This window comes from Microcoleus sp. T3_A4, assembly GCF_036700465.1.
In the GTDB taxonomy this organism is placed as follows: domain Bacteria; phylum Cyanobacteriota; class Cyanobacteriia; order Cyanobacteriales; family Microcoleaceae; genus Microcoleus.
Genome location: NZ_JAUBOY010000009.1, coordinates 83953 through 104589 on the forward strand (window position 1 = coordinate 83953; position 20637 = coordinate 104589).

At 43.9% G+C, this 20637-nt stretch carries 12 protein-coding genes and 1 riboswitch; of the genes, 8 read left to right on the forward strand and 4 right to left on the reverse strand.

Annotated elements, in window-relative coordinates; all coding sequences use genetic code 11:
- The first annotated feature begins 27 nt into the window (after window positions 1–27).
- The 4 genes from QUA07_RS07400 to QUA07_RS07415 all read left to right on the forward strand — a co-directional run bounded on the left by QUA07_RS07400 (window position 28) and on the right by QUA07_RS07415 (window position 9347).
- On the forward strand, window positions 28–1218 hold the full coding sequence (locus QUA07_RS07400; RefSeq protein WP_333323771.1) for a M20 family metallopeptidase: 1191 nt from the start codon (window positions 28–30) through the stop codon (window positions 1216–1218).
- A 131-nt stretch (window positions 1219–1349) separates the two neighbouring features.
- Entirely contained in the window at window positions 1350–2732 is a 1383-nt protein-coding gene (locus QUA07_RS07405) for a P-loop NTPase fold protein (protein ID WP_333323772.1), read from the forward strand.
- A 4-nt stretch (window positions 2733–2736) separates the two neighbouring features.
- Window positions 2737–7368, forward strand: coding sequence for a WD40 domain-containing protein (locus tag QUA07_RS07410; RefSeq protein WP_333323773.1), 4632 nt, complete (start codon window positions 2737–2739; stop codon window positions 7366–7368).
- Window positions 7369–7691: 323 nt separating this feature from the next.
- Window positions 7692–9347, forward strand: coding sequence for a SpoIID/LytB domain-containing protein (locus tag QUA07_RS07415; protein ID WP_333323775.1), 1656 nt, complete (start codon window positions 7692–7694; stop codon window positions 9345–9347).
- A gap of 344 nt (window positions 9348–9691) precedes the next feature.
- Here QUA07_RS07415 and QUA07_RS07420 read toward each other — a convergent pair whose 3' ends face one another.
- The gene (locus QUA07_RS07420) at window positions 9692–9991 is read right to left on the reverse strand and encodes a ferredoxin (protein ID WP_106149950.1); all 300 of its coding nucleotides are present in this window, start codon (window positions 9989–9991) and stop codon (window positions 9692–9694) included.
- Between the two features lie 525 nt (window positions 9992–10516).
- On the opposite strand from QUA07_RS07420, the gene QUA07_RS07425 reads away from it, so the two are divergent.
- Together QUA07_RS07425 and QUA07_RS07430 are read left to right on the forward strand one after the other, a co-directional pair.
- Window positions 10517–11527, forward strand: a complete 1011-nt coding sequence (locus QUA07_RS07425) for a Gfo/Idh/MocA family oxidoreductase (RefSeq protein ID WP_333323777.1) — start codon at window positions 10517–10519, stop codon at window positions 11525–11527.
- 472 nt (window positions 11528–11999) lie between these two features.
- A riboswitch (Fluoride riboswitch) is annotated at window positions 12000–12088 on the forward strand.
- Between the two features lie 91 nt (window positions 12089–12179).
- Window positions 12180–13805: a cation:proton antiporter gene (locus tag QUA07_RS07430; protein WP_333323814.1), complete on the forward strand. Its 1626-nt coding sequence runs from the start codon at window positions 12180–12182 to the stop codon at window positions 13803–13805.
- Window positions 13806–14026: 221 nt separating this feature from the next.
- Here QUA07_RS07430 and QUA07_RS07435 read toward each other — a convergent pair whose 3' ends face one another.
- The 3 genes from QUA07_RS07435 to QUA07_RS07445 form a co-directional block, all read right to left on the reverse strand.
- On the reverse strand, window positions 14027–14836 hold the full coding sequence (locus tag QUA07_RS07435; protein ID WP_333323779.1) for a glucose 1-dehydrogenase: 810 nt from the start codon (window positions 14834–14836) through the stop codon (window positions 14027–14029).
- A gap of 466 nt (window positions 14837–15302) precedes the next feature.
- Entirely contained in the window at window positions 15303–15575 is a 273-nt protein-coding gene (locus tag QUA07_RS07440) for a hypothetical protein (RefSeq protein ID WP_333323781.1), read from the reverse strand.
- A gap of 891 nt (window positions 15576–16466) precedes the next feature.
- Window positions 16467–17150, reverse strand: a complete 684-nt coding sequence (locus tag QUA07_RS07445; RefSeq protein WP_333323783.1) for an HAD-IC family P-type ATPase — start codon at window positions 17148–17150, stop codon at window positions 16467–16469.
- Window positions 17151–18002: 852 nt separating this feature from the next.
- Here QUA07_RS07445 and QUA07_RS07450 point away from each other — a divergent pair.
- Both QUA07_RS07450 and QUA07_RS07455 read left to right on the forward strand, forming a co-directional pair.
- A complete protein-coding gene (locus QUA07_RS07450) occupies window positions 18003–19373 on the forward strand; it encodes a condensation domain-containing protein (protein ID WP_333323784.1) in 1371 nt (456 codons plus the stop codon).
- Between the two features lie 86 nt (window positions 19374–19459).
- Window positions 19460–20569: a glycosyltransferase family 4 protein gene (locus QUA07_RS07455; protein WP_333323786.1), complete on the forward strand. Its 1110-nt coding sequence runs from the start codon at window positions 19460–19462 to the stop codon at window positions 20567–20569.
- The last annotated feature ends 68 nt before the right edge of the window (window positions 20570–20637 follow it).

Genomic DNA, 20637 nt, shown 5'->3' on the forward strand with positions numbered 1-20637 from the left:
TAATTAACGCACTCCCCAAGTAAATTCATGCTTCCCCGCATCCAAGAATTAGCCGCCACCCTAGCACCCCGCTTAATCGAAATTCGCCGCCACATCCACTCCCACCCCGAACTCAGCGGCCAAGAATATCAAACGGCCGCCTACGTAGCCGGAGTCCTCGCTTCCAGCGGAGTCCGCGCGATCGAAGGAATCGGCAAAACCGGCGTCATCGGCGAAATCAAAGGCAACAGCAGCGAGTCCCGGTGGCTGGCAATTCGCACCGATATGGACGCTTTGCCGATTCAAGAACGCACAAACTTAGAATTTGCCTCCCGCAACGAGGGAGTCATGCACGCCTGCGGCCACGACATCCACACCACCGTCGGTTTAGGCGCAGCAATGATATTGTCTCAGCTAGAGGAAAAACTGCCCGGTCACGTCCGCTTCTTGTTTCAGCCGGCGGAAGAGATTGCCCAAGGTGCTCAATGGATGATTAAAGATGGGGCGATGCAAGATGTTGACGGCATCCTCGGAGTGCACGTTTTTCCGACGATTCCCGGCGGTTGCATCGGTATCCGCCACGGGGCACTGACAGCGGCAGCAGATGACCTAGAATTGATTGTGATGGGCGAATCCGGCCACGGTGCGCGTCCCCACGAGGCGATCGACGCAATTTGGATTGCTTCTCAGATAATTACCACTTTGCAGCAGGCAATTAGCCGCACGCAAAATCCTTTGAGGCCACTGGTTTTGACCATCGGGCAAATTAACGGCGGACGAGCGCCGAACGTAATTGCCGATCGAGTAAAATTATTGGGAACTGTGCGATCGCTGCATCCGGAAACCCACGAAAACCTGCCGGCTTGGATCGAACAAATTGTTTCTAGCGTTTGCGGGACTTACGGCGCTAAGTACGAACTCACCTACAAGCGCGGCGTGCCGGGAGTCCAAAACGACCCAAAACTCACGCAATTAGTCGAAACTGCGGCTTTAGAAGCTTTAGGTCGATCGCGCGTCCAAATTTTACCAGAACCATCCCTCGGCGCGGAAGATTTTTCGATGTACTTAGAACACGCACCGGGAACCATGTTTCGCTTAGGAGTGGGACTGACTGACAAACCGAACTATCCCCTCCATCACCCGCAATTTGAGGTTGATGAAGCGGCCATCGTGACCGGCGCTGTCACCTTGGCCTATGCCGCCTACCAATATTGGAAACAGCATCCAGGTTCACACTAATAGTCTTCGACGTATGGGTGGTCAGCTAACTAACCGTAGGGTACTTAGCTGCAAAAATGTTTAGTCTATGGTAAAGACATTCAGCCCTTATCCACCCTACAATAACTACAAAAACTAATTTAGAAAATTTTATGAACCTAGATTTCGATCGATTTTGCGACGCCTGCAACCCCACTCACTCCCTGATGTTGGGCAATGCCGAAGATCAGCGATACTACATTGATTTTGCTGAGGTGCGCGGCGGGAAAATCATTAACGTACTCAAACGAACAATTACCCGCGTGTCACCAGATAAACGGACTTGCCAATTATTTAGCGGACATATTGGTTGCGGCAAGTCTACTGAATTGTCGCGACTGCAAAAAGAGTTGACTGATGAGGGATTTCATGTAGTTTACTTCGAGTCAACACAAGACCTCGATGAAATGGATATCGATTTGACAGATATCATGTTAGCGATCGCCCGGCGAGTCACCCAAAGCTTGGAAGAGGGCAAAATTTCCTTGCAGCCCCAGGGTTTTAAAGAATTCTTAAAAAATAGTTGGAAATTTTTACAAACCCCTGTGACTTCTTTAGAAGTAGAAGGAGAACTTTTTGGCAGCAAATATAAGGGCAATACAGACGGAAATCTGGAAGTCTCTCTGCCTTTAGGCATCGCCAAAATTACTGCCAAAACCAAAAGTAATCCCGACTTGCGATCTAAACTGAGACAGTACATGGAACCGCAAGCGAATAAAATGTTAGAACTGATTAATCAAGAAATTATTGATGTAGCAGTTAATCAGCTAAAGCAGCGGGGTAAAAAAGGATTGGTGGTGATTGTTGACAACTTAGACCGGATAGTTTCTAAATCCAATGCAGCGGGGCGACTGTTGCCAGAATATATCTTTATTGACCGAGGCGATCAGTTGCGGAAACTGAATTGCCATTTAGTTTATACCCTGCCGCTGGGATTGATTTTTGGCAATGAAAGCGAAATTTTGAAAAATCGCTTGGGGGGCGGAGTTGACCCGAAAGTTTTGCCGATGGTACCAGTAAAGAATAGAGATGGCAGCGAATGTGTTGAGGGGATGAATTTGCTGCGACGCATGGTGATGTCGCGGGCATTTCCCGATGTTGTGCCAGAGGAACATATCACATTAATTACCCAAGTTTTTGACAGTCCTGAAACTTTAGATGAATTGTGTCGAGTCAGCGGAGGTCATCTGCGAAACTTGATGGGGATGCTGTTTGGTTGCTTGCAGCAAGATGACCCTCCTATTTCGCAAAATGTGTTGAAATCAGTGATTCGCAGTTCCCGCGACACTCTGATTCGCGGCATTGATAATGATGAGTGGGAATTACTCTTTAAGGTGGTGAAAGAACAAAGCATTAATGGAGATAAAGAATACCAAGATTTGCTGCGAAACCTGTGGGTTTTTGAATATGCAGACCCTCAAGGAAATTGGTTTGCGTTGAATCCGCTGTTGATGGAAACTGACAAATTTAAGCTGTGGCAGCAGCAAAATTCGTGAGATTATGGTAAACTCAAATCCCGCCGAAGATATTGCAGCCGAAAACGAGCGATCGCTCTCTACTTTGGTACGGACGATCGCCCGCTTTCAAGGAAAGTTTTCTTTAACTTTAGTGCGCTGCAATTATGCTAGCTTGCGTTCTGCAATGCTGGAAAAACTGCGCGATAGATCGACGATTGAATATCAAGAATTAGTCCTTGAACCTGCCACCAAAACACTTTATCAAACCATTCTCAATGCCGTCCAAGAGCAACCGCCAAAAGCTTTAATAATTGTCGGTATCGAATCGGTGGTTGCTGTTGATGACCTGTTAGCGGGCGCGAATAGAGCGCGAGATCAATTCAAGCAAGATTTTGCTTTTCCTTTGATATTATGGTTAACGGATTCTGTATTATCTAAATTCAGTCGATCGGCGAATGATTTGAAGTCTTGGGCTCCTCCTCCAATTCAGTTTACCATGCCGCCCGATGATTTGATGAATTTGTTACAACAACAAACCAGTCAAGCTTTTGCTGATGTTAATAATTTCAAATTAGATGACTGTGAAATGGAGTTGCTGGAGAATGATTTGCTAAATGCAGCATTAGACCAGGAATTGCAAGCTAGTTGGCAATTTATTCGCGGTTTAGTTGAATTTCAGAAAAATCAAATAGATTCATCACTCGAACATTATCAGCAAAGTTTGACATTTTGGCTGCAAAATCACCAGTTAGAAAGACAAGGAATTGTCTCCCAGAAAATTGCTCAAGCTTACAACCGCAAAGCTGAATTGCACCGGGCAGGAAAACAAGATTATTGGCAAGAAGCTAGAAAGTATTTACAGCAATCTCTGGATAGTTTTGAGCAAGTGCAGCGACAAGATTTAGCTGCGAAATGTATTAGCGAACTCTGCGAAGTGCTGCGGCGTTTAGCAGCTTGGGAAGAGTTGCAAAGTTTAGCTAAAAAATCCTTAGAAATGCACAAAATTTACGGCACTCCGAGTCAAGTAGCTGAAGATTGCGGCTTTTTGGCTGAGGTAGCGCTGCAACGTTCTGAGTGGGAAAAAGCTTGCGAATTAGCTAAATCAGCACAGTCTGTTTTGACACAAGCAGAAGTATTCCAACAAGAGACTGGTTTATATCTGTTACTTTTGGCAAAAGCGCAGCGAAATCTCAGTCAACAATCGGAGGCTGCCAAGAACTTAGAAGCAGCTAAAGAAAATACGCAGCCTCAAGATGATGTGCAGCTTTATCTGAGGATTTTAGAAGAGTTGAGAACTCTCTATTTTGAGCAAAGCGAATATTTAAAAGCATTTCATTTAAAACTAGAACAACAGGAAGTTAAAAGCAAATACCGACTGCAAGCTTTTATTGGTGCCGGTCGCTTGCAGTCGCCGCAACAAATAATTGACATCGGTTTAGAATCCGGTCTGTCAAAAGCTAAAATTGTTGAGGAAATTCAAGCTAATTCCGGGCGATCGCAGGATATTAAACGGATAATTGAACGGATAGGTACACCTGCTTACAAGCTGACGATCGTTCACGGACAGTCGGGAGTAGGAAAAAGTTCGATTATTCAAGCGGGATTAGTTCCAGCCCTGCAACTTACAACTTTTGAAGCGCGGGATGTATTGCCTGTTTTATTGCAGTCTTATCACGATTGGGCTAGGGATTGCGGTCAGTGTTTGCGATCGGGAATTAAAAAAATAAAAGGTGAGAGTTTATCTACTCCTATTGACACGCCTGCAGCTATTCTGGAACAGTTACGACTTAATCAAAATCGCCATTTATTGACGGTACTAATCTTTGACCAGTTTGAGGAATTTTTCTTTGCTTATCAAGACCTAACTAGCCGGAGAAAGTTCTATGATTTTTTGGCTGAATGTTTAAATGATATTGGTGAACTCAAAATTATCCTGTCGCTGCGTGAAGATTATCTTTTCTACTTATTAGAATGGAATCGCACGACCAAATTATCGATGATTGATAACGACATTCTCAATAAAAAAATCTGCTATTACTTGGGTAATTTTTCGATAGCCGATGCTAAAATTGTTCTCCAAACCTTAACAAAACGTTCTCAACTTGACTTATCCGAAGATTTGGTCAACGCACTGGTAGAAGATTTAGCAGGTAAAGTCGGGGAAGTGCGGCCGATTGAGTTGCAAATCGTGGGGACACAATTGGAAAAAAGGCAGATTACTCAACTGACTGAATATCAGCAACTTGGCAATCAGGCTAAGCTAAAACTGGTTGAGGAATTTTTAGCAGAAGTTATCGCCGACTGCGGGAAGGAGAATAAAGATACTGCCGAACTTGTCTTGTATTTGCTGACGGATGAAAACAACACTCGCCCTCAGAAAACTTTGCGTGATTTAGCAGCAAACTTAAGAACTGAGTCAGAAAATTTAAAGTTAATTTTAGAGATTGTCGTTAAATCGGGATTGGTGTTAGAAGTGCCAGCAACTCCCGAACGCTACCAGCTTGTCCACGATTATTTAGTGCCTTTTATCCGCAAACAGCGCGGTGCGGAATTACTAGAATTACGCCAAAAACTCAATCAGACTAAAGCCGAAAACCAGATATTAGCCGAGGCAAGACAAAAAGCAGAACAGTTATCAGTAGAATCACAGCAAAAAGCCCGGAGACGAATTGGTATTGGTACAGCGGTATTGAGTATTAGCCTAGTTTTAGCTGCAACTGTAATGGGAGTAGCGTGGCAGCAAGTGAACAAGGCACAGAAATTGACAAAATTAGAGAAATTAGAGCGATCGGCAAGTGATGCTTTGAAACAGTTTGAATCTGGCAATAACCAAATAGATGCTTTAAGCTCTGCCGTAAATACTGGGAAAGAACTTAAAGCTACAGTCAAGGAAGTTCTTTCCCCTCCAGATTACCCGATATCTACTCCCCAGATAGCCCTAAGTCAGATTCTCGACAACATCCGAGAACAAAATCGGTTTAAAGGACATCAAAGTTCGTTATCGAGTGTCAGTTTTAGTCCCGACGGCAAATACATCGCTACGGCATCCTATGACAAAACAGCCAGGTTGTGGGATGTCAGGGGTAAGTTGATACGAGAATTTAAAGGACATCAAAATGCGGTATTGAGTGTCAGTTTTAGTCCCGACGGCAAATACATCGCTACGGCATCATCAGACAAAACAGCCAGGTTGTGGGATGTCACGGGTAAGTTGATACGAGAATTTAAAGGACATCAAGATGCGGTAGAGAGTGTCAGTTTTAGTCCCGACGGCAAATACATCGCTACGGCATCATATGACAAAACAGCCCGGTTGTGGAATGTCACGGGTAAGTTGATACGAGAATTTAAAGGATATCAAAGTTCGGTATTGAGTGTCAGTTTTAGTCCCGACGGCAAATACATCGCTACAGCATCAAGGGACAAAACAGCCAGGTTGTGGGATGTCACGGGTAAGTTGATACGAGAATTTAAAGGACATCAAGATGAGGTAGAGAGTGTCAGTTTTAGTCCCGACGGCAAATACATCGCTACGGCATCATATGACAAAACAGCCAGGTTGTGGGATGTCACGGGTAAGTTGATACGAGAATTTAAAGGACATCAAAGTTGGGTAAATAGTGTCAGTTTTAGTCCCGACGGCAAATACATCGCTACGGCATCCTATGACAAAACAGCCAGGTTGTGGGATGTCACGGGTAAGTTGATACGAGAATTTAAAGGACATCAAGATCCGGTATGGAGTGTCAGTTTTAGTCCCGACGGCAAATACATCGCTACGGCATCATGGGACACAACAGCCAGGTTGTGGGATGTCACGGGTAAGTTGATACGAGAATTTCAAGGACATCAAGGTGGGGTATGGAGTGTCAGTTTTAGTCCCGACGGCAAATACATCGCTACGGCATCTTTGGACAAAACAGCCAGGTTGTGGGATGTCACGGGTAAGTTAATACGAGAATTTAAAGGACATCAAAGTTCGTTATCGAGTGTCAGTTTTAGTCCCGACGGCAAATACATCGCTACGGCATCATATGACAAAACAGCCAGGTTGTGGGATGTCACGGGTAAGTTGATACGAGAATTTAAAGGACATCAAAGTTGGGTAAATAGTGTCAGTTTTAGTCCCGACGGCAAATACATCGCTACGGCATCATATGACGACAAAACAGCCCGGTTGTGGGATGTCACGGGTAAGTTGATACGAGAATTTAAAGGACATCAAGATCCGTTATGGAGTGTCAGTTTTAGTCCCGACGGCAAATACATCGCTACGGCATCCTATGACAAAACAGCCCGGTTGTGGGATTTAACAGGCAACCTGATACAAGAATTTAAAGGACATCAAGACGCGGTATCGAGTGTCAGTTTTAGTCCCGACGGCAAATACATCGCTACGGCATCATCGGACAAAACAGCCCGGTTGTGGGATGTCACGGGTAAGTTGATACGAGAATTTAAAGGACATCAAGATGCGGTAATCAGTGTCAGTTTTAGTCCCGACGGCAAATACATCGCTACGGCATCATGGGACAAAACAGCCCGGTTGTGGCAAATCAGAAGTTTAGATGAAATGCTGGTGCAAGGCTGCGATTGGCTGCACGACTATTTGCAGAATAATGCTGAGGAAAGCGAGAAACACCTCTGCGATGAGATTAGTGCTCAGAAAAAATGATTAGCCAATGAGTCGGTAGGTGCAAATAAACTTTAGCGTGTAACAGGATGTAAAGCGATCGCAACTTTTGCGATTCCTGCGTTTCACTCGCAATGACAGATTTACCGCAGGGGGCCCAGAAACCGGGTTTTTTACGAAAAGACCAGTTGCAGCGCGCACACTCGGTAAAAAACCCGGTTTCTTTGGTCTGGCGTAAGTCCTGACTTAACAGAATTCTGGCAACTAAACCAGCCTCTCTTCCGGAATCCCGCTCTAGCAGCCGCCAAATGTGCTAACGTACAATCAAAAATCCCCCAATTTCAACTATCGCGAGACAGATAACCGTGTTCGCTCAAGCACCTCCAACTCCCACTTACAAATGGTTTAGCTGCATTTCTAGCACTGTTTTCACCGCATTGTGCCTGTTGCCCATTTTCAGCGTTGCGGGATACGCCCAAACTCCCCAAAATAGACCAATCAAAATTGGCGTGGTGCAGCGGTTTGGCACCAAAGCAACCGACAAACTGACGCTGAAAGCATTACCGGGCGACAGCTTAACATTGAGTTACAAAACTCCTCAAGGCATAGAAACCAAAACGGCTGCTAGCGTCAAGTTAGAAATAGCCCCGAAACCTCTGGAATCGCCCTTAGTAGAAGAACGAGTTGTTCTGAGTTCCCACCGCAGTTTCGAGAGTGCAGAAGATAGCGCCAATCAGTGGCGCGCCCAGGGAATTGATGTAGAAATTGCTCAACCTTTTCGCTGGCAAGTTTGGGCGAAAAGAGATACTTACAACTCTCCTTTGGTGCGGCGCTGGCTGTTGCAAAGTTTGCAAGCTCAAGGGAACACAACAGCTTTTTTGGATTCCAAAGTTTTTAAACAAGTACCCCAGGCTTTTTGGGTTTTAAACGGCTTTCGTTTCAACCGCAATGAGTTGGATGTGACGGCCGGGAAAAATGCGATCGAGGTATTTGAACAAACCACCCAAGAGGCGACAGCTACTGAACCAGAAAAAGCAATTCAAGAAACTCACCGTTATGGGGGCAGTTTGCACCTGCAAAAAAATGCTTACGGCACTTATACTTTGGTGAATAAAGTGCTGACGGAAACTTATTTGCGGGGTGTTGTTCCTCACGAAATTGGGGCTTTTTCGCCTTACGCTGCGATTGTCGCTCAAACTATTTTAGCGAGAACCTACGCCCTGAGAAATTTGCGCCGCTTTGCTGTGGATAATTATGAGTTGTGCGCTGATGTTAACTGTCAAGTTTATAAGGGTTTGACCGAGGTTTACCCGCAAAGTGATAAGGCGATCGCCCAAACGAGCGGTTTGGTGCTAACTTACGAAAATCAGCTAGTAGACGCGCTTTATTCCGCCTCTAGCGGCGGCGTGACAGCCTCTTTTAACGATGTGTGGCAGGGCGCGGAACGTCCATATTTGCGATCGCTAGTCGATTCGCCGAATAATATTTGGGACTTGTCAAAGCAGAGTTTGTCTGACGAAAACAATTTCCGCCGCTTTATCAGTTTGGAAAAAGGGTTTAATGAGGAAAAAGAAGACACCTTTCGGTGGCGCGAACCAGCTTCTTTGACAGCGATTGGTGGATTTCTCAAACAGTATCTTCAGAAGAAACAGCACCCGCTGGCTAATTTGAAAACTGTCACTCAGGTGGAAGTGGTAGAAAGGTCGCCCGCAGGTCGAGTTTTGCAAATGAAGGTTCAAACTGACTTGGGCCCCCTCATTATCGACAAAGACGAGATTCGCAATGCTTTTTACCCGCCGATTAGCACGCTTTTTTACCTAGAACCAATTTACAATCCCGACAAAACTCTCAACGGTTATGCTTTTGTCGGAGGTGGTTTCGGGCACGGAGTGGGAATGAGTCAGACTGGTTCTTACAATTTGGCTAATTTGGGCTGGAATGGATCTCAAATTCTGGGCTTTTATTTTCCCGGCGCTCAAGTTGTGCCGCTCAGCGATAACATTACATTTTGGCGCGAATAGTCGATCAAAGTCGGCCTAAGAGTCGGCGATTTAAATCGCCACTACACAAATAAATTCCGCGCCACGCCAGACTAAATATTAGCCGTAAAACTTTTAGATTTTAGACTTTGGATTCTAGATTGGTTTCACAGTTAATCTAAAATCGGCCATCTAAAATCTAAAATTATTGGGCCAGCTATCTGCTCAAACAGCTATGAATTCATAGCTGGGAGTGACAGACTGCTGGCGGCTTTGTTGCAATGTTAGACACAGAAACCCGGTTTCTTAACATAATTGCCGTATTTCAGCTTAATTCTGGAAACGAGAAACCGGGTTTCTTAGGGTATCACGCAGAGCGTCCTTTCTTAGTAGAGCGATTCTTCTTGGTGAGTTTCGATCGTACAGTCAGACTTAGGATATGCGACGCAGGTGAGGACAAATCCGGCCTCGATTTGGTCGTCGTCCAAGAAAGATTGGTCGGATTGGTCAATTTCGCCTTTGGTGATTTTGCCGGCGCAGGTGGAGCAAGCTCCAGCGCGGCAAGAGTACGGGAGGTCGAGTCCTGCTTCTTCTGCAGCATCAAGAATGTAAGTATCGTCATCAACGTCAATGGTCTGGTTAATTCCTTCGGCTTCGCTGATGAGGGTAACTTTGTAAGTTGCCATGCACTAAATCCTCTCAAAAATTCAACAAGATTGATAATTTTTCCTAATGCAAACTTCAAGGCTCTATTAGCTTTGAGGTTAGGTCTTAGGTTCGTTCCCTCTATGATAGTAGGGGATAGAAGGGAGGTTGACACACTTATTTACAAAACATTTGAATGGGATTAGTTATAACTTTTTCTAATTTCATCTTGATTACTTATACCTATCTTGGGTCCAGCCTTGTGATACTGTTGCCGCAAGACTTGCGCGAAATAATCCGGTTTCCAGGAAAAATCCTGTTTTGAGCCCTACAGCACAAAAACCACGTTGTTGGTATGCGGTGTGTCGATCGAGTTTCCGCAAGACTTGGTGCAAGGCAAGTCCCAGCAGGCACTGAAATGTATAGTTAGATCGCATCAAAACTTGGGTGTTGAAGGCTCGATCGAATAAATCGCACCACAACCACAGCTTAAAATCGGGGCGATAGAACCCTAAACCCCAGCAGCGCAAGTCTGTAACTATCTAAAATCTTAAATCTCAAATCCCATGACTAATATTGATACTCGCTTTGGTTCTTCGGTTAATTCTCCAATTCGCGTGGGAATTGTGGGTACTGGTTTTGCCGCTAAGTTGAGGGCCGAGACAATTCAAGCTGATGGGCGATCGCACTTGGTAGCGGTTGCGGGCCACACCCCGGAGAAAACCGCAGAATTTTGTCAAGGCTTCGGGGCAGAAGCTGCGGTTTCCTGGCGCAAGCTGGTAGAAAGAGACGATTTAGATTTGGTGATTGTCTGTACGGTGAACCGGGATCACGGGGCGATCGTCCTGGCCGCGCTCGAAAATGACAAGCACGTTGTGGTGGAATATCCTCTATCTTTAGACGTATCTGAAGCAGAAAGGGCGATCGAACTTGCCGCCCAAAAGCAAAAACTCCTCCACATCGAACACATCGAACTGTTAGGCGGGTTGCACCAAGCAATCAAAGAATCTTTGCCCTTAATCGGTAAAGTTTTTTACGCCCGCTACATTACTATGACTCCTCAACATCCAGCGGCGCAGCGGTGGACTTATCAACATTCCCTCTTTGGCTTTCCGTTAGTTGGTGCAATTTCGCGACTCCACCGATTTACTGATTTGTTCGGGGAAGTGGCAAGCGTTAACTGTCAAGCTCAATTTTGGGACAGTCAGCCGGATTTCTACAAAGCTTGTTTGTGCAACGCACAGTTGCGCTTTGCCAATGGGGTTGTCGCTGAAGCTGTTTATGGAAAAGGAGAAACTTTTTGGCAGTCGGAAAACATTTTTACCATCTACGGAGAAACAGGAACGCTGGTTTTTACTCCCGAATCAGGTCAATTAATTCAGGGAGAAAATCGGCGCAACCTCAAAGTAGGAACGCGGCGCGGTTTATTTGCCAAAGACACCGATATGGTGTTGGAATATTTGTCAAACGGTACGCCTTTGTACGTGAATACTGCCAGTAGTTTGTACGCTTTGAAGGTGGCAGATGCTGCGAGGCGATCGAGCGAAATTAGGCAAACTATCGCCCTTATAAATTGATAAAAAGCTAGGAGAAGGAAAGTTATTTAATTTTGGGCAAAATCCAATATAACTGAGATATTGCACCGTTCTCAATTACCTATAGCAATCCTCGCTCGCATCATTTGTGTAATTCTTGTAGGGGCAAACCCCCCGTGGTTGCCCCCATGGAGCCGGGTAGGCAAAGAAAGGCATTACCCCTACATCTTTGTAAGAATCCTGGAAGGATTGCTATAGCATTCCTTCCAGGATATGAGCTAGTTTCCATCCCAAAAAGATAGGTTCAAACCGTCGAAGTCTATGAACAAGGGTAGGCATTCCGGGAGGCACGGAAATGGAATAAGCTGTGGAGCATTTAAACAACTAACGAGGCTTGTAGGGTGCGTCAGGAGTGAACACTTACGCGCTTATGCGGGAAACACTTCTGTACTGACGCACCATAATATCGTCTTTTAAATGCCGAACAGCTTATCAGCTTCAATAGTGGTATAAAAGTAATGATGGCGATGGAGCTCGCCGAAACCGCCCTGCGTTATTAATAATCTTCATAACGTTTAAAAGGCTGATGGCTCCTACTGTTCCGACTTGTGGCGGAAGGGTAGGATGGTGCGGATGCCTCGATCGATCTTTCCCCTACAAGTCACGTTTATCCATTCAGCTTCAAGGTGGCGTGATGTTAGAAAGTATGATCTGGATTTTATTAATGGGCTTTTTTGTCGGGCAGATTGCTCGACGGCTGAAAGCTCCAGCACTCGTAGGTATGGTGCTGGTGGGCATTTTATTAGGCCCGCAACTGGGGAATGTCATTAGCCCAGAGGTTTTGGCCGCTGCGAATTCCCTTCGCACCATTGCCGTGATGGTGATTTTGATGAAGGCGGGATTAGGACTCGATCGCGAAAAGCTATCCCAACAAGGAACCGTGGCGCTGCGATTAGGCTTTCTGCCAGCAGCTTGCGAGGCTATTTCTATTGCTGTCGCTGCGATGTGGCTACTTCAGTTTGATTTTTTGACGGGGCTACTGCTAGGCTGCATCATTGGCGCGGAATCTCCAGCAGTAATTGTTCCCGGGATGCTGCGGTTAAAAAGTTTAGGTTGGGGAGTAAAAAAAGGAATTCCCGATGCGATTCTGACGGGAAGTGCCTTGTCCGATGTATTGCTTTTGCTAGTGTTTAGCCTACTGCTAGCATTTCTGTCCCAAGGGAAAGCTACAGCCATTACCCTGCTGGGAGGAATCACCCTCAGCCCTCTGCAATTGCTGCCATTTCAAATCATCATCCAAATTACCTTGGGGGTGCTGTTGGGATGGGTTGCTGCTCGACTTTTGGTGTCACTATTAGTCAACCAAAACTGGACTCAAACTGCGGTTCAGGACTCCCTAGTGGCTGCTGGCTTTGCCCTAGGGCTGGTAGTATCAGCCGAACATATTCCGGTTTTCTCTGGCTATTTAGCTGTCATGGCGGCGGGGTTTTTCCTGATAGAGTTGGATGTGCCTTTAGCACGAAGATTGCGGGGTGGCTTTGACAGTTTGTGGACGATCGCCGAAATTATTTTGTTTGTGCTGCTGGGAGCCAGTATTCAACTTAATGTATTAGGCAATACCTTGCTGGTTGGTCTGTTGGTGTTGGCGATCGGGACTCTGATTGGGCGATCGCTCGGTTGGTATCTTTCCACTTTAGGTAGTAATTGGACTGGGAAAGAACGGCTGTTTTTGCTAGCAGGAAATTCCGCTAAGGCAACGGTACAGGCGGCAATTGGGGCAATTCCCCTAGCTCAGGGCATTGCTGGTGGCGAGACGATTTTGGCGATCGCAGCCCTCTCAATTTTAGTAACAGCTCCCTTGGGTGCTTGGGCAATTCCCACTTTTGCCCCCAAACTATTAGAAAAAGGCGAAGTTGACCCTACCAAAGTAGCTATTTTCGGTCGTCCAGTTTTTCTCGCCGCAGTAGACGCTTCCCCCCTAACAACAGATGTTTTAACTAAAGCCGCAGACTTAGCTCGGCGCAGTGATGGGGATGTGATTGTTTTGTATGTAGATAATGTGGGAGATCAAAGCACAAACTTACAATTACAACAACAAGCACAACGAATATTATCAGATATTCGCTATGAGTTCCTGAGTCTTTCTGGTACAGTTCCAGAGGAGATTATCCGCGTGGCGCAAGCTCGGCAAGTGGCATATATTGCGATCGGGAAACGAGGGCATCAACCTTGGGAACAAGTGCTAGTAGGTTCAGTTTCTCAAGCCGTCTTAGAAACCAGTCCTATTCCTGTCATCTTGGTGGAATCTAGTTACAAGTAATACGAAATAGGGGGTTTTTTTATATCTCCTTGATACTCTTCTCCCCTCTCTGTGTCCTCTGCGCCCTCTGCGGTTCATAATCAAGGCGATATTTAACGCAAATTTAGGCTCGCTGCGATCGAGCCTAAATTTATTCAAAAGAATTGTTTATTATAAAACCTCTCCTTCAATTTGAGCATTTCACAGTCATTCCGCAACTCAGCAAGTGGTTCATTGTCAGTTTAGGCAGACCAAGCTTCGCGAAAGTCACCATAGAGGGTCAATCCACCATCAATATAGAGCGTTTGTCCCGTAATATAAGCCGCTTCATCTGATGCCAGAAATGCCGCTGCTGCAGCCATTTCCTCCGATGTACCTGCCCGCCCCATTGGGATATGGCTTTCCACTACTGCCTTTTGTTCTGGATTCTCCGTCCAGCTTTCATTAATCGGTGTAATTGTTGCACCGGGCGCAATAGCATTGACGCGGATGCCTCGGTTTGCGTATTCCAACGCTAGGGTTTTCGTTAAATTTCCCATGCCGCCTTTGCTGATGGAATAGCTGATATACATCGGGCGAGGAATGATTTCATGCACACTCGAAATATTGATAATCACCCCAGAGCGCTGCTCACTCAATAGATGCTTAATGGTTTCCCGCGCACAGAGATATGCACCTCGCAAATTGACTGCCATCACGCGATCGAATTCATCGGTTGGCACTTCATGGGATGCGCTTTCTGTTTGAATCCCAGCATTATTAATTAGGATATCCAGACTACCAAATTTATCAATGACAGTATTCACCATACGAAGGATGTCGTCTTCTGTGGAGACATCTCCCTGAACTAATAGCGTTTCAACCCCGCATTCCGATGCTTGTCCACAGGCTTTTTGCAGAGCTATTTCTTCAGTATCTTCTGCCTCTTCTAAGCTTTTGCGATAGTTAACGGCAATGTTGCAACCTTCTTGGGCGAGACGAATGGCGATCGCCTGCCCAATGCCTGAACTCGCTCCAGTAATGAGTGCGTTTTTTCCCTTTAAACCTTTCATAATTGCTCTCCCAGAGACTTAAAACAAAATATCTTAACCGAAACCTCAAGCCAACTAGCTTCTTCATCAACCAGAAGGTTGTTCTGTCTTTTCGCCACGCATTTCATCAATCTTCAGAAGACTGATCACCATGCCCGCGATCGGGAGGGAGCATCTCATATTTGTAAAAACACTTATTTTGGCTCCTTCCTTCTTCCTCTTTCCCCGCAGCAAGAGAGCCTCAAAACTCCTCCCTCAAAAATCCAATTTTGGGCTGGGCTGCTTTCATTGAGATGCTCCCAGGGTTATATACCTTATTGATTTGATTTATACCAATTTAATGTGAAGTTGCACATATCTCGATTCCCCTAAATCCCCCTGGTTGTTGGGGGACTTTGAGAAGAATCTTGTCCCCCCCTCCGGCGGGGGGCTAGGGGGGATCGGATTCTATGCAACCTCATAAAAAATTGGTATTATGCTTACCTAATTATTGAAGTTTCCCCACAATTAGACCAACAAGCACAATCAGACCTAATGCTCTACGAAAGTAATTAACGCCTTGAAATAATTCTTCCCAAGCCCAAGTAAACAAAGAGCCAAAGGCTACTAGCTGCAACCCTAAATTAATTTGACCTGTTGTAACAATGAGCGTTAATAAACTAGCTACAATCCCGACACTCAGTGGTAGATTGGGCATCTGAGCTATAACAATTTGACCTTCGCTATCGCGGAATGTGCGATCGAACAATGTGTTTTCCATGAGTTTCTCGTGTCAATGTAATAAATAGAACCAGGTTAACATTCAATAGTGCGGGGATTTTTGGGGGACGATACTACAAGCTTTAGAGGGCAAGGAACATAAAAAAGTCGAATTAAATGCAAGTCAGGAGTGGACATGACATTGATTTAATTATCCAAAGTGGCTCAAAGTCATAGAAGATTAGCCATGGTACTATAGAAAAAGTGTCGGCACTATTGCACAGTGCAATCAGATATTTATCCTAGAGCAAGTTGTTTTTTGATTCCCTGTCATGAATTTATTCGGCTTGTTTTTTCCATTATTTTAATTTTTTTATTTGAGTGGTTAGAGGGTAGTATTATAGTAAATTTCAAAAAATCAAAAATCATCTCTCGCTTGGAAGAGTTTAGAGTAAAAGGTGATCTATAATTGGACAGACATAATCTTTTCTCTACTATCGCATCGAGAGCGATCGACCTCATGCTCAAATCCCAGGTTAGCAATTCACAGGTCTAAGCTGTTCGGCATTTAAAAGACGATAGTAGGGTGCGTCATTACAGAAGTGTTTCCCGCATAAGCGCGTAAGTGTGCACTCCTGACGCACGATACAAGCCTCGTTACTCATTTAAATGCTCCACAGCTTAGCGCGATCGATTAGGAAGTTCGCGCTCAAACGCATAAATTCCAGCCGCACCAATTAAAGTGACGATCGCTATCACTTTAAGCAAGAGGAGCCAACCGCTTTAAAAACATAGCAGGCACAATGACTGGAATCCCTGCACCGATACAAATGAGAGCTTGGATAAAACTAAGCGGTTGGGTAGCAAATAGCGGGTTTAGGAAACTCAACTGGCTAAAGAAAACTTGAAATATAAACACACAACCCACACCGATCGCAGGAATAACAGCAATTTATTGAGTGCGATCTTTTAAATACGCAAACAGAGATGGAATACATTGGCTAATACTCAATAAGTAAAAGGTTTCTGCGGAAACCAGCGTATGGACTGCCATTGTCCGAGCCAAATTAATATTACCTGTGGCTTGTGAAGCCCATTCAAAAATGCCAAGTACAGCAATGAGATTGAAGATAGAAATAATCAGGATGCGCCACAGCAATTTTTTCGTTAATAGGGGTTCATTGGGGCGGCGGGGCGATCGCTGCATAGTCTCAGCCGATTTTGGCTCAAATGCTAGAGTGGCACTTAGGGCGACGGAACTCACCATGTTCACCCAGAGAATCTGCATCGGCAAAATTGGCAGGGTGGTACCCGCCAAGATTCCCACCAATATGGTCAGCGCTTCTCCACCATTGACGGGTAGGATAAACCCAATGGTTTTCAGCAGGTTGCCATAAACGGTGCGTCCTTCTTCTATGGTGGCTTCAATGGAGGCAAAGTTATCATCGGTCAACACCATATCCGCCGCTTCTTTGGCAACTTCCGTGCCTGTAATCCCCATCGCTATGCCAATATCCGCCTGCTTTAGTGCTGGGGCATCATTGACCCCATCTCCGGTCATGGCAACAATTTCACCCTTGGACTGCAAAGCTTCCACCAGTCGCAGTTTCTGTTCAGGCGCAACCCGGGCAAACACATTACTAACTTCAACGGCATTGCTGATTGACGGTATGAATTAAGTTCTACGAAAAGACTCCAAGGCACAAAAAGTCTGTCTTCGGCAAAGATTAAAAAATGTACATTCATACTAAAGTTCAGCAACGCCAACACTTCTTCTTCCTCCTTCCTTCTGACTCTTTTCTCCTGACTACTGGCTCCTGGCTCCTAACTCCAATTTTGGGCTTGGCTGCTTTCATTGAGATGCTCCCGCTCCAACTTACGCATCTATGATTCATCTAATAATAGCAGTTGCCATAAATTTAATAAATCCTCAGCATTTAATAAATTGGTTGGCTAGCGGTTGCTATTGTACCTCATAACCGCGAAAACTGCTGTATGTATATCGCCCTAAAGAACAGAAAAAAATATCGCAGACGGAGTACCTTTGGCGCTGCTTGAGATGGAGATCTGTGAGTCCATTATCTGGCTCAATATTCAGTAGATGTGCCAGAATTAATGAACCTAACTCCCAATAAACTTTGCTTTTCTCAACAGGGTATACAAACTGCAACCCTTATTTAGTGTAGTTCCTAGGCCTCTTTGTCACACTCCCAGATGAGTCAGTTACAATAGTTCTGACACTTTGGGGTAAAATGGCTGCAATCGTTGATTTTTCCTGAGTCGTGACTTGGCTCAAACCCTAATTATGCCGTTGACAATCAAAAACTGTCCGAAGTATTGAGTTAGTTACACAAATGAAACTGTGAAATTAGGGAGCCTAATTAAAGAACCTGCCGTTGATGAAAAAACTAACTTACAAACAACTCAATTTTGGATACTTGAGCAATTGCAGAAATGTAGATAAACTTTGAAATGAGAGAAAATCAAAATGAAATCTTTCAGCAGAAAACTTGGTTTGGTAGAAATGTCGATGGCGCTAAGCCATGAGGTGGGAGGCGGACTAATTGTAAATGTTGTTTATCTGGAAGGAATTTTAACACCAGAGCTTGTTAAACAAGCTCTTAAATTAGTCCAACAGCGTCATCCCATGCTCCAAGTTTACATTGTTGAGTCTGAGGATGGATTATATTTTCAATCGACAGGAATAACGGAAATTCCGGTACAAGTTATATACAAACAAGATGAAAATGAAGCAATTAAAATTGCTGAAAAAGAACTACATACAAAATTTACAACAGGCAATAATCCTCTGTGTCGCCTAACTCTTTTGTATTCTCATCAACATCAAAATAGCTGTGAAGTGATTATTACCTTTCATCATGGAATTGTAGATGGCATATCATGTATGCGTTTTATTGATGATTTGTTATTTTATTATCAAAACAATCAGGAAGGAGAGAATATATTTCCTGTAGAATCACTAGAATTTATTCCTCCCATAGAAACCTTAGTTACTTATAATATTCCCAGTAAAGAACCAAGGGAAAATCATCTACTCGCAACTGCACAACCCACTCTACCACCACAATTAATTATTGAACATCAAGCATCGGCCCACGAACGTTTAACTCGGATGTTACCGCGAATGCTTAGTCAAGAAAAAACTAAGATACTCATTGATAAATGCAAACAAGAAAAAACAACTGTGCATGGTGCTATGTGTGCGGCTATGCTATTTGCTGCTGGCAAATTACTATCAATAGATACACAGGTAAATTTCTCCTATGGTTTACCTGTAGATTTGAGAAAATATTGTGAGCCTGAAATCACAGATCAAAATCTCGGTTGTTTTATATCAGTGCTGGGTTTTAATCAGTTAATTGAGCCAAAGACATCTTTTTGGGATTTAGCTAGAGAATGTAAATCCCGCATACATGATTCTTTAATTAGCGGTGTCCATATAACTAGACTACTACAAAGTAAATTACGTAATCTTGACATAGATACAATCAAGGAACTCGTTATTAACTCTATGGTGAGTAAAGAAGATACTATGGGAAGGAATAATCTTTTTGCAATTTCCAATCGAGGCAAATTTAAATTTCGATATAAAGCCGAAAAGCTAAAAATCAAGGAATTATACTTTGCCACTCCTCAACATATTGGTGGGGATTGTTTTTGGTTAGGTGTTCTCACCCTCAATGAGCAGTTATTTTGCAACTTTATTTATGTAGAACCTGTCATCAGCGATCGAACAGCACAGTTATTTGCTGATGATGTGATGACAGTCATAGAAAAAGTGTGTATCAATCAAAAAACGACCTTAACAATGTTGTGTGAGTCAGTGACACAAAATTAAATCCTCTTGATTGATGGGATTTGTTTGACAAATATCTAATTTTACTCTACAATATCTATGTCAAAAGTTGGGAAGAGTCAAATAATATGAACTGGGACAATAACTCAATTGTAATTTATTCCAATTTTCCATTTCATCTAGAAGATTGGTCTCCTCAATCTGTGAATAAAGGTATTGGCGGAAGTGAAGAAGCGATTATTTACTTAAGTCAAGAATTAGTTAAATTAGGCTACCAGGTTACTGTTTTTAATCGCTGCGGTGATATGGAAGGGGAATATAAGGGAGTAGTTTATCAGTCAGTTGATAAATTCAATACCCAAGATAACTTTAATGTCTTAATCTTTCATCGTGTTTGGACACAACCTATGCGAATGAAAGTGAAAGCCCGAAAAACTGCTGTATGGATGCACGATAACCCGCAATTATTTCCTCCTGTAGAAGAGTCTCAGCGTTTGGAATTTCTGGCAAGTTTTGACAAACTTTTTATGTTGTCAAATTTTCATAAGTCTCTGCTGCCTGACTGGATTCCTGAAGACAAGATTTTTTTAACAACCAATGGGATTAATCTCGAAGATTTCAATTTAACAGGAATTGCTAGAAATCCCAAAAGGCTAATTTCGATTAGTGATTATGCAAGAGGTATTGAAAATTTACTGACTCAATGGGATCAAGTTCTCAAAGAAGTGCCCGATGTTGAATTACATATTTTTTATGGTTGGCAAGGAATTGATGCTTTAATTAATTCACCTTATCTTGAGAAATTTCCATACTTACCAGATAAAAAGCAAAAACTTTTACAACTTTTCGAGCAGGAAAATGTCTATGAACATGGCAGGATTGGACACAAGGAGTTAGTGGAAGAATTATTCAAATCAGGCATCTGGGTTTATCCTTGTCATACTGCTGCGGAGATTTTCTGTATTAGTGCTTGGAAAGCGCAAGCTGCTGGTTGTGTTCCTGTGGTGACAACTTATGCAGGTTTAGATGACACTGTGAAATCAGGTATCAGAATTAAGGGGCCTGCTGGCGATGAGGAAACTAATAATGCTTTTATTACAGCAGTGATTGACTTGCTAAAAAATCCTGAAAAACAAGACTCTTTAAGACAGGAAGCATTAACTCTTAAAGATTCATTTGGCTGGAATAGAGTCGCTCAACAATGGCATCAGGAGTTTATATCGGCTGAAATTAAGTAGAAAATAATGAATCAACAACCCGCATCTTGAATGTGGTTCAGGGTTCAGGTGATTCAGCAGACGCACCA